General features: G+C 54.3%; 12 protein-coding genes and 1 tRNA gene. 2 read left to right on the top strand and 11 right to left on the bottom strand.

Features of this window, described 5'->3' with window-relative positions; translation table 11 throughout:
* Positions 1–26: 26 nt before the first annotated feature.
* The 7 genes from BLQ12_RS13670 to BLQ12_RS13640 form a co-directional block, all read right to left on the bottom strand.
* Positions 27–680: a PEP-CTERM sorting domain-containing protein gene (locus BLQ12_RS13670; protein ID WP_092211221.1), complete on the bottom strand. Its 654-nt coding sequence runs from the start codon at positions 678–680 to the stop codon at positions 27–29.
* A gap of 818 nt (positions 681–1,498) precedes the next feature.
* Positions 1,499–2,356: a branched-chain-amino-acid transaminase gene (gene ilvE / locus BLQ12_RS13665; protein WP_092211220.1), complete on the bottom strand. Its 858-nt coding sequence runs from the start codon at positions 2,354–2,356 to the stop codon at positions 1,499–1,501.
* A 102-nt stretch (positions 2,357–2,458) separates the two neighbouring features.
* On the bottom strand, positions 2,459–3,274 hold the full coding sequence (locus tag BLQ12_RS13660) for a TrmB family transcriptional regulator (protein ID WP_175469772.1): 816 nt from the start codon (positions 3,272–3,274) through the stop codon (positions 2,459–2,461).
* 426 nt (positions 3,275–3,700) lie between these two features.
* On the bottom strand, positions 3,701–4,180 hold the full coding sequence (locus tag BLQ12_RS13655) for an Lrp/AsnC family transcriptional regulator (RefSeq protein ID WP_092211218.1): 480 nt from the start codon (positions 4,178–4,180) through the stop codon (positions 3,701–3,703).
* Between the two features lie 579 nt (positions 4,181–4,759).
* Positions 4,760–5,236, bottom strand: a complete 477-nt coding sequence (locus BLQ12_RS13650) for a phosphatidylglycerophosphatase A family protein (RefSeq protein WP_092211217.1) — start codon at positions 5,234–5,236, stop codon at positions 4,760–4,762.
* Positions 5,237–5,594: 358 nt separating this feature from the next.
* Entirely contained in the window at positions 5,595–6,785 is a 1,191-nt protein-coding gene (gene larC / locus BLQ12_RS13645; RefSeq protein WP_092211216.1) for a nickel pincer cofactor biosynthesis protein LarC, read from the bottom strand.
* 2 nt (positions 6,786–6,787) lie between these two features.
* Positions 6,788–7,930, bottom strand: a complete 1,143-nt coding sequence (locus BLQ12_RS13640) for a M20/M25/M40 family metallo-hydrolase (protein ID WP_092211215.1) — start codon at positions 7,928–7,930, stop codon at positions 6,788–6,790.
* 292 nt (positions 7,931–8,222) lie between these two features.
* Between BLQ12_RS13640 and BLQ12_RS13635 the strand changes: the two genes are divergently transcribed.
* Positions 8,223–8,320 (top strand) — tRNA-Sec (locus BLQ12_RS13635).
* 113 nt (positions 8,321–8,433) lie between these two features.
* On the opposite strand, the gene BLQ12_RS13630 is transcribed toward BLQ12_RS13635, so the two are convergent.
* From BLQ12_RS13630 to BLQ12_RS13620, 3 genes are all read right to left on the bottom strand, one after another.
* The gene (locus tag BLQ12_RS13630) at positions 8,434–9,555 is read right to left on the bottom strand and encodes a tyrosine-type recombinase/integrase (protein WP_175469770.1); all 1,122 of its coding nucleotides are present in this window, start codon (positions 9,553–9,555) and stop codon (positions 8,434–8,436) included.
* A 160-nt stretch (positions 9,556–9,715) separates the two neighbouring features.
* Positions 9,716–9,937, bottom strand: coding sequence for a hypothetical protein (locus tag BLQ12_RS13625; RefSeq protein ID WP_139163979.1), 222 nt, complete (start codon positions 9,935–9,937; stop codon positions 9,716–9,718).
* A 33-nt stretch (positions 9,938–9,970) separates the two neighbouring features.
* Positions 9,971–11,140 (bottom strand): BRO family protein, encoded by a 1,170-nt coding sequence (locus BLQ12_RS13620; protein WP_217640312.1) that lies wholly within the window; start codon positions 11,138–11,140, stop codon positions 9,971–9,973.
* Between the two features lie 102 nt (positions 11,141–11,242).
* On the opposite strand from BLQ12_RS13620, the gene BLQ12_RS13615 reads away from it, so the two are divergent.
* Entirely contained in the window at positions 11,243–11,608 is a 366-nt protein-coding gene (locus tag BLQ12_RS13615) for a BRCT domain-containing protein (RefSeq protein WP_092211212.1), read from the top strand.
* Between the two features lie 25 nt (positions 11,609–11,633).
* Here the strand turns inward: BLQ12_RS13615 and BLQ12_RS13610 are convergent, their stop codons facing one another.
* On the bottom strand, positions 11,634–12,452 hold the full coding sequence (locus BLQ12_RS13610) for a Rha family transcriptional regulator (RefSeq protein ID WP_175469768.1): 819 nt from the start codon (positions 12,450–12,452) through the stop codon (positions 11,634–11,636).
* Positions 12,453–12,657 lie beyond the last annotated feature (205 nt).

Genomic DNA, 12,657 nt, shown 5'->3' with positions numbered 1-12,657 from the left:
CGGAGTCGTTGTACCCTTAAAAGGCATCAGTTCTCGGACGCTTTTTTTCTTTTAAGCCGGGTTACCCCCAGGAGGCCTACTCCAAGGCCGAGGAGAACAGCGGTGGCCGGTTCGGGAACCGGGGCCGTTGTCGGTGAAGGTGCTGCTTCCAGGGTGACCGTGGCAAAGATGTCGGCGTCGCCTTCGCTCCAGCAGGGGCCGTGGGGGCCTGTCCACATGGAGCTTGAGAATGTGGCGTCGCTTAGTTCGATGGCGAATCGCCCCCCATCCCCGAAGCCCACATACACAGGGTCATCCCAGATGACCTGCCAGCCTTGATTGAACTCGAATTTTCCCGAAAACCCAGTGGATTCTCCGGAAATATCCTGGGTTATGTCCGGCATGTCAAAGTCCAGGTACGCCGTTACCTCCATGGGTTTGAGGTCGTCCTCATTGATCCAGCTCTCGTCGGTTCCCATCCGTGCAAATTTGAATGTAAAGGAGTCTCCTACATCCAGTAAAAACGCCTGGGATGAAACCGATTGGTATATGTCCGTCCACATGGACAGGCCTTGAGTTGTTTTTGTGACGTCAATGGATGACTCTCCTCCCATTTCGAAGGTGTAGGGCGTTGCGTACGCTGAGCCGCAGGCAATCAAGAGCGCAGCGATGAAACATAAAATCCGGATCGGTCTGTTCATGGGGGTATGGCTCCTTTATTTGACCATGGGGTAAGGGGGGGAGTGAGCGTGCGCATAAGCACGCTCAGGCTGTTTTTGACGTGATGGCAAAGGCAGCGTGTCTTGCTGCCTTTTGCCGCTGAACGGGTTTTAGCCCGGATATTTCATGAGTCGAGTGCGCTCGTCTCGCCCGAAGGGTGAGACGATCAGAAAACCATGGGTTACATTTTGTATTTTTGAAATATCTGGATTTTTCGCAGTAACTATTCGTAATGAAATAGTATTGCCTTGGAATGGTCATTCTCTCCTGAAATATCCGGGGTAGTTGTCTGTCATTGTTACTTTTGACGACTTGGTAGCAAACGCTGAAGGCCTCCCTTATTGATTATAGGAGGCCTTGTCTTTGGTTCGAGTTTACTTAATCCGCAAAATATATGCCATGTCAGGTGGTTGAAATATGTCTATGATTAGGATTGATTAGCGTGGGGATGGGGTTAGGGGTTGTGTAATTGTCTACACAATATGGTGGGTAATGGAATGGATTGTGTAACGCATTGCGCAGTGCGTATGTGCTTCTCGCCTTTTCGACAACGGAAAAGAGCAGGGCGGTTGATCGTCAGTTTTGATTTCGGCTGCCCACATTCAAAACGATGCGGCGTTTCTAACCCGGACGTTTTACGAGTCGAGTGCCCCCATTTTCAAGGCATCAGAGCTGCAGATGATGTGGCTTACCTCAACGCTCTGATAACGCAGAAAATGGATGCACCCGGCTCGCCCGAAGGGTGAGGGGATCGAACCGAAAACCGTGGATTACATTTTGTGTTTTGAAAATGTCCGGGTTAGATCTCTTTTTGTATCAAGGCCTGAAAGGCCTCCCGAACCTTTGCCGTGCCGAGGCCGGGGGTACCGTCTCCGATGCTGCGGCCGTCGATGGTGGTGACGGGGATCATTTCGGCGGCGGTTCCGGTGAGGAAGCACTCATCGGCGGTGTAGAGATCGTATTGGGTGGTGGGGGTTGCCCTGGTCTCCATGCCGATGCCTTCCGCCGCTTCGATGACGGCATCCCGGGTGATGCCCTTGAGGGCTCCCTGATCGGATGCGGGGGTAAAGAGAACGCCGTCACGGAGGTAGAAAATATTGTCCCCGGTGCACTCGGCCACTTTGCCTTCCCGGTTGAGGAGGATGGCTTCGAGGCATCCGGCCTGCTGGGCCTCCAGCTTGGCCATGATGTTGTTGAGGTAGTTCAGGGATTTGATTCTCGGGTCCACAGCATCCGGGCTGTTTCGTCTGGTGGAGGCGGTGATTACCTTGATGCCTTTGGTGTAGTGCTCTTCGGGGTAGAGGCTGATGTCATCCACGATGACAATGACCGATGCCGTGCTGCAGGTGGCAGGGTTGATACCGAGGTCGCCCATCCCCCGTGTGATGACGAGGCGGATGTACCCGTCGGTTTTGTTGTTTTTGGCCACCGCCTCGCAGAGGAGGGTCGCCATCTCCTCTTCTTCCATGGGGATGGTGAGCAGGATGGCACGGGCGCTGTCGTACAGCCTTCGTACGTGCTCTTTCAGTCTGAAAATTGTTCCGCCGTAGATGCGGATGCCTTCGAAGACCCCGTCTCCGTAAAGCAGCCCATGGTCAAAGACCGAGATTTTTGCGTCCTCTTTGCCAACCCAGTTGCCGTCAATGTATATCTGCATGGAAGTCTCCTTGGTTTTTGATTGGGTCTGTTAAAGGGTAGCGGAAACCAGCTTTCAAGGTTGCTCACCTTGCCGCCGGAGGCATCGCTTTTGTATCGTTCCTTACGTCAAGTCGTCGTCGTTAAAGATATCCCGCAGGTGGTGATAGCGGTCTCCGAAGGTGCTGTGGAGTTTTTCGTCAAAGCGATGGACGATCTTCATGATGTAGATGTCGTGCTTGATGTAGTCCTCGGCCAGGGTGATGAATCCCTGGTTGAGGCTCCACGCCCCCTCCACGCGGTTGGTGTTGGTGATGGTGGCCACAATGGCCGCCGTGGCGTCTGTCACCAGCACAAACCCCCGCCCCCCTTTCTCTTCAAAGAGGGTGTCCTCGATGGGGTGTTCGAAGATGCGGCCCGCCGCTGTTTTAATCTCTCCGAAGTGAACGGTGGCAATGCGGACTCCACGGGCTTCGGCCTGGGACAGGGCGGGTTCCAGGGTGCCCGCTTCGTCGGGCCAGGTGGAGAGCAACAGGCTTTCACTGGCCCCTTCGATCATCCGCTCGGCCTTGTCGATGAGAAAGTCGTACTCTGTGATGTTCCAGATGAAGGAGACATCATCGACCTTGACCGGGAGCTGCTTGAGGCCCTCTTCAAGGGAGTCGAAGGTCCGGTGGAAAAAGCGGCGCCTGCTCTCCACGAACTCCTCGGGCGGTGTGCCCACGTATTTTTTCTTGCGTCCTTCGCCTTCCACAAAGACAACGCGTTTTTCAACAAGGCGCCCCAGGATCTCATAGATCTTGGAAGACGGAATACCTGATGCCTGGGAAAGTTCGTACGCTGAGGCCGGTTGCACGGACAAGAGATGCACGTAAGCTTTGGCTTCGTACTCGGAAAATCCCAGGGCTGTGATTTGTGGGATAATATTGTTAACTACCATGGTAGTTAATATGAACCCGACGGAATTTTCTGTCAACGCAAAAGTTGTGGGACGGCTGGTGTGCCGGGGCATGACGCAGTTATAAGAAGCGATTCAGTTCAACTCAGTTTCCGGCGACGTTGCCGGGAGCAACCGTTTGCTCGATTTTATAGCGCCGGGTTTAATAAAGAGGCTTTCATCGTTCGCCTTGAATGACGCTGGGGGGGATCGATTCGTCCGCGATCTTTACAAAAACCGAAAAAAGATCGACCGAAACGGAGCGCCGCACTCCGGTGCGGCTTTCTAGTCCGCACAGGAGTGCGGCGCTCCAGCAGGCAAGGAGGGCACCTTGACCCCCTGAGACAGCTGCCTGCTTACAAAACAAAAAAGGCAGACCGTTTTACGGATCCGCCTCTCAGTGTTTTTTCTTTTGTGCAGCCGTGGGGCTCACACTTGGTCAAACCAGTCATTGGTGCTTTTGGGAAGGACCCATTTGTTCTTGGCCTTCATCACCACAAAGGATTCGCAGGACTCGATATCCCCCAGGGCGGGAAGGTCCTTGGTCATGAACTCATACAGCGCGGGCATTTCCGGCACCACCACCTCAATGAAAATGTCAAACCGTCCTGTGACCACCATGGCCGAGTGGACCTGTTTGAGCTTGGAGATCTGTTCCAGCCTCTCTTCCAGTTTGGTGCCGTCGACGATCTTAAAGGCCACAATGGCCATGATGAGGTCTTCGGTTTTGAAAATATCGATGAGCCCGGCGATTTTGAGCACCCCGGAGTTGAGCATGCGCTTCATCCGCGAGTAAAGGGTGGGCGGGGTGACGCCCAGGTGCTCCACCAGCTTGTTTACCGGCATGCGGCCGTCGATGCTGAGCTGTTTGATCAGGGTACGATCCGTGGCGTCGAGTTGTGATTTCATGGTCAGTCCTTTGTGCGGAAATCAAGGGTTTCCACCGGTTAATATGTTTTCAGCTGCGTCGTGTGCGGCGCATAGGGGCCGTATTATTGGCCCATCATATCAGAATGGATTTCACCTCGAAATGCCAAATTAGGGGTTCTCTGTGAGGGAAGAAGTACTACGTCACAGGGGAGGTGCTGCTGGGTAAAGGAGCAGGGCGATCATCGTTGCAAATGAACAACGCTGGTGCACAAGGGGTTTGGGTGAATAAACCGCTAACTGCCCGGCTTGTGCCTTCGATGGTTGGACGACCCACAGAGTCCAGGATACGTATGAGAAAAAGTCAAAAGCATGCCTCCGGCGGCAAGGTGTGCCACCTTGAAAGCAGGTTACCCCCGGGCTTTGCCCCTCGTTCCTCGGGTCAAATCCCGGCGGTGTTCTGGTAAGCGACGGCTTCCACCAACCTGAAGCAGAATCTACTGCAAAACAAACACGTTTGAATGCACCGATTCAGGTCGTTTGACCTGTTTGGCAAACTTTTCAAAAGTTCGGCCCCCGGCAGGTCCGCCGGAGGCACATGTGACGACCCATACCCTGATTTTATCCCAGCACCCGGATCCCGATCTGAAGAACAAGGCCTGCCATGATGCCTGCAGCCACGTCATCCATGACCACACCGGCGCCGCCGGGCAGGACCTTTTCCAGGGTGCGGACGGGGACGGGTTTGAGGATATCGAAGAATCGGAAGAGAAGAAAACCGGCCAGGGCCACTTTCCATGTGAGGGTAACCCCTGCAAAGGTAACGAACATGCCTGCAAACTCGTCGATGACCACGCAGGAGGGGTCTTTTTCCCCCAGGAGTTTCACGGCTTCTTCGGCCACCACCACAGAGATGATCACAAGGGCGGTGACGAGGAGGAACGAAAAGGGCGTACCAAAGGCAAGGCCGGAGAGCCAGATGAGGGCGCAGAAGGGCAGGGCGGCGGCGCTGCCGAAGGTTCCGGGGGAGAAGGGGGCTTTGCCGGAGCCGAAGCCCGTGGCAAGTAAGAGAATGTGCTTGTCAGAGAGCCGCATCATGTCAGTCCTTTTGTGATGGTTGTATAACCTGTTTCGTGCAACTGTTCCGTTGCCTTTGGCGGGGCGCTTTTTAAAGATCTTCCGCCTGCGCGTTTATTCGTCTGGTTTCGTTTACCCAGACGTCATAACCCTCGTGACGGTAAGAACGCTACGGCGCCACAGGCCGTAAAAACTTCTCGATTGCACCGCCTTCTGCGGCTCAGCCCCTTAGGCGGGGGGCCGCAGAAGGCGGTTCATGTCTGTTAAATGTGAAGCACTCGGCTTGTCGACAACGTTCTATAAGACATAATCGTTTGCAAGGCCTGTTTGTCAAACTTTTTAAAAGTTTGGCCCCCGGCAGGGCCGCCGGAGGCATCGTTTAGCCCAGCAGGGCCTGTGCGGCACCAGAGGCTTCGGTGTAGATCTCAGCCAGGGAGCATCCCTTTTGTTCGGCCAGGGCTTTGCATGCCTCGTATTCCGGGGTGATCCGACGTGAACCACCCGGGAGCGTCACCTCTTTGGCGGCCACTTCCCCGGAGGGGCAGGCCAGGGTGATGGCCTTTCGGGTCAGGGTGGTGCGGCTGAGGCGCTGCCAGCGGATCCCGATGGTGGTGGTCTCGGAAAGGATCTTTTCCGTGAGGTGTTTTCGGTCCTCTTCCCGGCAGAGGCAGGAAAGCTGGCTGGCGGGCCGGTTTTTTTTCATCTGGATGGGGGTGAACCAGACATCCAGTGCCCCGGCATGTAGCAGGGTTTCCATGGCATGGCCGAGGATCTCCGGGCTCATGTCATCGATGTTGCAGGAGAGCTCCACCACGGTGTCGGCCGATTCGGACGTCTCGCAGAGCACCATGCGCACAAGGTTGGGGAGGCCCTTGGTCTCACGTTTTCCCGCTCCGTAGCCCACGGCAGCCATCACCCGCTCGGGCATGGGGCCAAAGTGGTCTGTCAGCTCGGCGGCCAGGGCCGCGCCCGTGGGGGTGAGGACCTCGCATCCGGCATCGTTTCCGTAGACAGGAATCCCTTTGAGGATCTCCAGGGTGGCCGGGGCCGGTACGGGCAGCTCGCCGTGGGCGCAGGTCACTGTGCCGCTTCCCAGGGGCAGGGGAGAGCAGGAGACCGTTGTCACGGCCAGGTAATCCAGGGCCAGGATCACGCCCACGATGTCTGCTACGGCGTCGATGCCCCCCACTTCGTGGAAGTGAACGGTGTCGATGTCGCATCCATGGATTTTGGCTTCGGCCACGGCAATGCGGTGGAACACGCAAAGGGCCCGCTCCTTTACCGCGCCCTTTAAAGGAGACCCCTGGATGAGGTGCCGGATTTTTCGGTAATCCAGGGCGTGATGATGGTGATGGTCCCCGTGGTGGTGGGCATGGCTGTGATCGTGCACGGTGACGTTCACGGCGTGGATGCCTCGTTTGAGAACCTGTTCACAGGTGATGTCGAACCGGTCCTCAAGGAGCGGGGTGAGCTGCTCCTTGAGCCAGTCCACCGGCACCCCCAGGTCCATGAGGGCGCCCAGGGCCATATCTCCGCTGAGGCCGGAAAAACAGTCCATGTGGAGGTGCATGATCAGGCTCCCTGCTTGGCGTGGTTGCCGAGAATGGTGCAGAGAAGCTCGGCGCATGCGGTCATGTCTGCGAGGGTGATGGATTCGTTGACGGTGTGGACATCGGTCATGCCCGTGCCCAGGACCCCTGCGGTGATCCCTTTACCGAAGAAGACGTTGGCATCGGAGCCCCCGCCTACACGCTGGGTGACGATGGTGCGGCCCAGGGCCTTGCCCGCTTCCTGGGCCAGGGCGACCACGGCGTGGTCGTGGGGCACGCTGGTGCCGGGGAAATCTTCGTTCACATCGATTTCAAAGCGGGGAAGGGTCTCGTCGTCGCCTCCGCCTGCATGGACAACGGCCTCACGGAAGGCGGTGTGGATGCTCTCCACGATGGCATCGAGCTTTTCTTTGCTGTGGCTTCGGGCTTCACCGGTGATTTCCACACGGTCCGGCACGATGTTGGTGGCAGAGCCCCCTTCGATTTTTCCGATGTTGCAGGTGGTCTCCGAGTCGATGCGGCCGCAGGTGATGCGGGTGATGGCGTCTGATGCCACGGCAATGGCGCTGACTCCCTTTTCAGGTTCCATCCCGGCGTGGGCGGATACTCCGTGGACCGTAACCGTGTAATGCACGGCAAAGGGGGCGTTGGTCACCACGGCCTCGGTGTCCTTGGAATCCAGGATGTACCCCATGTCCGATTTTAGCTTCTTGGTGTCGAAATGCTTGGCCCCCAGGAGCCCGATCTCTTCGCAGACGGTAAAGACAATTTCAACGGGGGGGCAGGGCAGGTTTTTTTCGGTGAGGGTTTCCATCACTTCCAGGATAATGGCAAGGGCGCTCTTGTCGTCCCCTCCCAGAACCGTATCCCCGGCGCTTCGAAATACCCCGTCTTCAAGGACCACCTGGATGCCCTCACCGGGAACCACGGTGTCCATGTGGCCGCTGAGCAGCATGGGAGCCGCGTCCACGGTGCCGGAAAACCGGGCGAAGAGGTTGCCGGTCTGGCTTCCGCACCCGGCGTGGGCGTCGTCAAAGGAGACCTCGGCACCCAGGGCCTTGAGCTCCTCTGCCAGCATATCGGCCATGGCTTTTTCACTGCGTGAGGGGCTGTCGGTTTCGGCAAAGCGGATAAATCGTTCGGTCAATCGGTCTGTATTGATCATGGATGTCATGCTCCCATGTGGTAGGTTTTGTGTCACAGAAAAAGAGCCTGTGTCGGCGAGGGTTGCAACGTCGTCGGGCTTTCGAACTGTCTGGGTAAGGCGGGCTGTCATGATGGGTACAAAGCATCCTGTCGGGTCGGGCCCTTCAGCTCCCTTAACAATATCCCTCGACATTACCCGATGGGCGGCCGCGTTTCAACGGGAAAAAAGCCCGGCAGGGCCCTTGAAAAACGTTGACAACGTCACCATATTGCGGGTAAGGTCTCGCACGAAAACACACACTGAAACGCATGGAAGCACGCAGCGTTCTGGTGATGCTCCCGGACTTCAAATCCGGTGTGGGGCGTTAACACCGTCCCGGGTGGGTTCGATTCCCATGTGCTTCCGCCATATATCTAATGTTTTCAGGCTGTTACAAACTGAAATACAGCTCAGAAACAGCTCAAAAACTGCACAAAAAAGGGCACCAAATCGGTGCCCTTTTTGCGTTGATTGGATACTTTTTATCCATCCTTAATTACTGATATTCGAACCACTTTTCCCTCCATCAATTCTTTTTTCCGTGCGATGGTAGTATGTGCATATTGCTCGGTTGACCTCAGATCAGCATGCCCCAGAACAGTCCGCACATCCGTCAGGGATAGACCATGTTCATTGAGTAGCTGGCATGCCCTGCTGTGGCGTGTACCATCATACAGCGGGATATCTTCCCCCGCCTTTGCGCATGCAGCCTTCCAGATTCTCGTCAGAACACCATGTGTATAACGTTTCCCCTCGGACCGGGAGAGCCGGTTGGTGAACATGTATTTTGATATGATGGGTGAGTGGAGGGCTTGGTCGAGGTAGGGCCGGTATGCGTCGACCATGGGGGTAACATATTCTGTGGTGGTCTTGGTTGATTTCACGACCCTGTTAGCCGACACCGAACGGCACACATAAAAGACACCGTCTTGGTAATCCTCCCGGTGGAGGGCGATGGCCTCGGCGTTTCGGCGGGCGTGCATCTGCATCCACCTGAATATCGGCTGGTGCGCCTCTGGGATATGCTCCATCACCACGGCCTGGCGGTCTTCCGGCAACCATTTGATGGTCTTTTTCTGGATTCTGTAGTCCCGACGTTTAGGGAATGGCGGTATGGCAGGGATTTCGCCGTCTCTCCAGGCATAGTCCAGGCAGGTGTGGAGACAGGTCATGATGTTGAATTTCATTTTTCCCGATAACGGATCGCCGGAAATTGATTTCAGGCCGTTGAGCAGCTGCTTGAGGGTGGACAGCCTGACCTCATGAAGGGACAGGTCGGACTGGGCGAAGAATGGTGCCAGGTGATTTTTGATGTAGCTCATATACCCTTTGGTCGTGGCCCGCGACCAGTTTGGCCGCTCAACTTCATGCCATTTATAAAGGTACTCCACGACCGGCGAGGTTTTATTTGCGTATAACCGGATATCAAACTGTCCCCTCTCCACCTCTCCCTGCATGATGGCCAGGGCTTTCTTCGCCTGTTTTCTCGTGTAAAATTTTTCCCCGCGCCGGTCTCGGTATATATTGGTCTGTTTTTTGGCTAATGGATCGTACCAGCGAATAAAGACGCTGCCGTCCCCGCCCTTGTGCACACTCCCTGACATATATTCACCTCCCCGTAACCGGTATGGGTTACGTGAATATAATATCATATGTCTGGGTGTGCAGGCCAATCTGTGGACTTCCTCTTTCAATCAAGCCCCGCCCCGTATCACGGGGCAGGGCGCATGAATCATTTGGTCGTGGTGATACTTCTTTAAGAAATCAGTGGATCGCATGTGTCCGGTATACATCCATTCGATCTTGGGCATACATCATAAGCTCCTTCATGATCGAAACGATGATATCGACGTCCTCAGGGGGCTTGTCACTGCTCAGCAGCGAAGCCAGGTAGTCGATACAGGCAAGGCTGGAAGACAGGTCGCTGTGCATCCTCTCAAAAACCATACGTGAAACGGTTCGGGGTTCTTCGTTTGTCGAATCCATGGTTCACCTCACGATTTTGTTTTTTTTGTGCTGCTACACCCACGCCTCGAATACATCTACTGCGAGCTTCCGAACCGGCATTAACCGCTCCCTTTCGTTCCGCGCATGTTTGTCACAGTACAGATCGATTTTGCAGAGGTCGGGGATAAAAGGGAATCGGTCAATGATAGAGGAGGCGACGGTCAGCTCCTGGGTTCGTAACTCCGGTGGCATCTCATCGCCCAGCACGGCATTGATTGCGGCGAGTTTTTTTTCGGAAAGTGATTGCCCCTTTTCCATACGGCAGATCAGGCCTGCAGACGAATCACGGGTACGCCCCGGGAAAGCCTGCCGGCCCAGCTCGACAGCTGTCATTTTGAGACGCTTCCGCCGGGCCCGGATTGAAGCACCGATTTTTTCTCCCTGCTGTTTACGGCTGGGGGGGGCGGGGCCCGTAATTTCATACACCTTGCGGGTGTACGGAGGGATCACGGGCAACAGTTTTTTCGGCGTCCCAATTTTGACCCCGAATTTTCGGGCGACCACCAGGCTTGCCCGCGGACCCAGCCCGATCTCTGCGCACGCCTCCTCGGCCGCTCGAATCACTGCCATGGGATCGAGGCTCATGGGCGGATAATTATCGGCTACGGCGTAGCGACCGGTTTTTCGGATTTGGGGAAGGACCTCGTGGGTGATCCACCGTTTAAAGGCTTTGGCTTCGGGCTTGCGGGATTTGAGGATGAGGGTATAAAGGCCGGGTTCGTTGATGACTGTTTTTTCGGGGTTTCCCGGAGTACCGTCCATAATATGGACGCTATTTTTTTCGTCATCGTCGAGGAGAGCTAAGGAACTTCGTGCATTTTTAATTTCCAGCACGTCACAAGCATCTTTTGCGACCCACCAGGGTTCACCGTTGATGATCACGACCCTGACACCGTGAACGCCAAATTGAAACTGAGAGACAGGTGGGGAGGGGGTTAGGCTTGAATCTTGTTTCTTGTGCATGATGTCCTCCAAAAACAAAAATGCGCCAAGATGTGCTGAAAACCTAAATAGGTTATTCCCGGTCCTCACGGATACCGGCATCTTGACGCAAATCGGGTTTTTAGATGCGACAACAAAAAAAGCGCTTAACGTCCGCTTTGACGTACTTAGGTTTTCAGCATCTTTAGAATACCAGCAGCCCCTTGATATTTCAACGGTTTTTTTTATCGCGCCTGTCATTTTGTTGTGGTATCCTATTGATTATCCAATTAAAAATATTAAATCAGAAAGCCGGTCATACTGCCGCTTGTGGTTAACCCTTTAAATACACACGGAGGACCTATGCCAAGCGAATTGGCCAAAAGAATATTGCAGGTTAAAGGTGCCCAATTTTCCGAGGAAGAGATGAAATCTTTACCAGACGGAAAAGGGTGGGGTTGGCTTTATAATAACGATACATATATGCCCAAATCACGGTTAAAAGAAATCTGCTTTACCGGCTTTTCAATTAAAGAAAAGTACGCCCTTGAAGAGCGGGCCGTTTCTGTTGGTTTTAACCCTGTCCGATCTGTAACGAAACATCTCAAGTATTTGTGTGTGGGCCCCAATGCAGGACCCGTAAAGCTTCAAAAGGCCAAAGAGAGAAACGTCAAAATCATTACTGTTGATGAATTTGAGGGTATTGTTAAATATAGAAATAAAAATTAATCGTAAAAAGGGTGGTATGCTATGATTAAAATTTATGGCCCAATGAAATTGGCTTCCCCGACACAATTACCAAGTCAAGCTGACCCTCCTCCAGAAACATCCCGTAAATCTTCTGAAGCCCTTTTCTGGTAACCCTCGTGGTGGGGAATAGCCGGATCCCCCTGCTGGTCTCCTTCGTCACATCTTCCATTTTGAACCAGCCCTGGTTGATGTATCTCTGGTAGGGCTCGGTTCCACCCGGCATGATGATTCCCCACTCCCTGAGTTTTTTATAGAGGTTAACCCTGCCGACATCCTTAATGTTCATCAACTTCGCGGCTTGGTTCATGCTCATGGTGTCGGGGGCGTTGGCCACCCAGTCGTAATAGATCACTTTGGGACGAGCCTTCCGGTTCTCATTTTCGAGTTTTTCGGCGTGGGTGATGGCTTTTTGCTCAGCCTCTTTGGCATCGGCCCAAGCACGGGCAGCATCTACAGGGTTGGAGAAGTCCGGGAGTGCGGGTGTAAGGCTTTTCACCCGCTCCTCCATGGCGTTAAAGGCGGCCATGTAGTCGAGTTTAAAGTTGAGAGCCTTCTCTCCCGTAAAGCCCATGGCCAGGAGGGTGAAAGCCTCGCGGTCAAGGTGGTAGAATAAGCGTTTTACCTCGCCGCCAATAGCGTTTTTCTTTATGATTTCAACGCCCTCAATTTTGAGGAGCCCTGATTTTGTTTTCTCTTGGACCGATTTGCTGGCAAGCAAAGTCTCAATTGCGCGAGTGACGTTGTCGTGCCTCTTTCCAAATTTCTCTGCAATTTTTAAAGATGTTGTTACCGGCTTATCGTTATTGAGCGTGACTAATTCCATCTTATTCGTCCTTATAAGGTCACTCTGAGAAAACGGCCTCATCTCAACACAAACCGCCCAATCGACCGAGCATATGTTGTATGGGAGGCATCGCCCTTATTCGTGGGTGAAATATTCGGCGATCATGTCCCAGGGCCAACGCTTGAAGTGGGGGTATTGTTTTTCAGCTTTGTAGAACCACTCTACCATCGAAAAATTGCACACT

This window comes from Desulfoluna spongiiphila (assembly GCF_900101345.1).
Taxonomy (GTDB): Bacteria; Desulfobacterota; Desulfobacteria; order Desulfobacterales; family Desulfolunaceae; genus Desulfoluna; species Desulfoluna spongiiphila.
This window is presented reverse-complemented; position numbering and strand designations above follow the sequence as displayed.

Coding starts and splice junctions, on each gene's coding strand:
- BLQ12_RS13650 (WP_092211217.1), bottom strand. CDS start 5,236: ATGATGCGGCTCTCTGACAAGCACATTCTCTTACTTGCCACGGGCTTC.
- BLQ12_RS13670 (WP_092211221.1), bottom strand. CDS start 680: ATGAACAGACCGATCCGGATTTTATGTTTCATCGCTGCGCTCTTGATT.
- BLQ12_RS13630 (WP_175469770.1), bottom strand. CDS start 9,555: ATGTCAGGGAGTGTGCACAAGGGCGGGGACGGCAGCGTCTTTATTCGC.
- ilvE (WP_092211220.1), bottom strand. CDS start 2,356: ATGCAGATATACATTGACGGCAACTGGGTTGGCAAAGAGGACGCAAAA.
- BLQ12_RS13620 (WP_217640312.1), bottom strand. CDS start 11,140: ATGACAGGCGCGATAAAAAAAACCGTTGAAATATCAAGGGGCTGCTGG.
- BLQ12_RS13625 (WP_139163979.1), bottom strand. CDS start 9,937: ATGGATTCGACAAACGAAGAACCCCGAACCGTTTCACGTATGGTTTTT.
- BLQ12_RS13640 (WP_092211215.1), bottom strand. CDS start 7,930: ATGATCAATACAGACCGATTGACCGAACGATTTATCCGCTTTGCCGAA.
- BLQ12_RS13660 (WP_175469772.1), bottom strand. CDS start 3,274: ATGGTAGTTAACAATATTATCCCACAAATCACAGCCCTGGGATTTTCC.
- larC (WP_092211216.1), bottom strand. CDS start 6,785: ATGCACCTCCACATGGACTGTTTTTCCGGCCTCAGCGGAGATATGGCC.
- BLQ12_RS13655 (WP_092211218.1), bottom strand. CDS start 4,180: ATGAAATCACAACTCGACGCCACGGATCGTACCCTGATCAAACAGCTC.
- BLQ12_RS13615 (WP_092211212.1), top strand. CDS start 11,243: ATGCCAAGCGAATTGGCCAAAAGAATATTGCAGGTTAAAGGTGCCCAA.
- BLQ12_RS13610 (WP_175469768.1), bottom strand. CDS start 12,452: ATGGAATTAGTCACGCTCAATAACGATAAGCCGGTAACAACATCTTTA.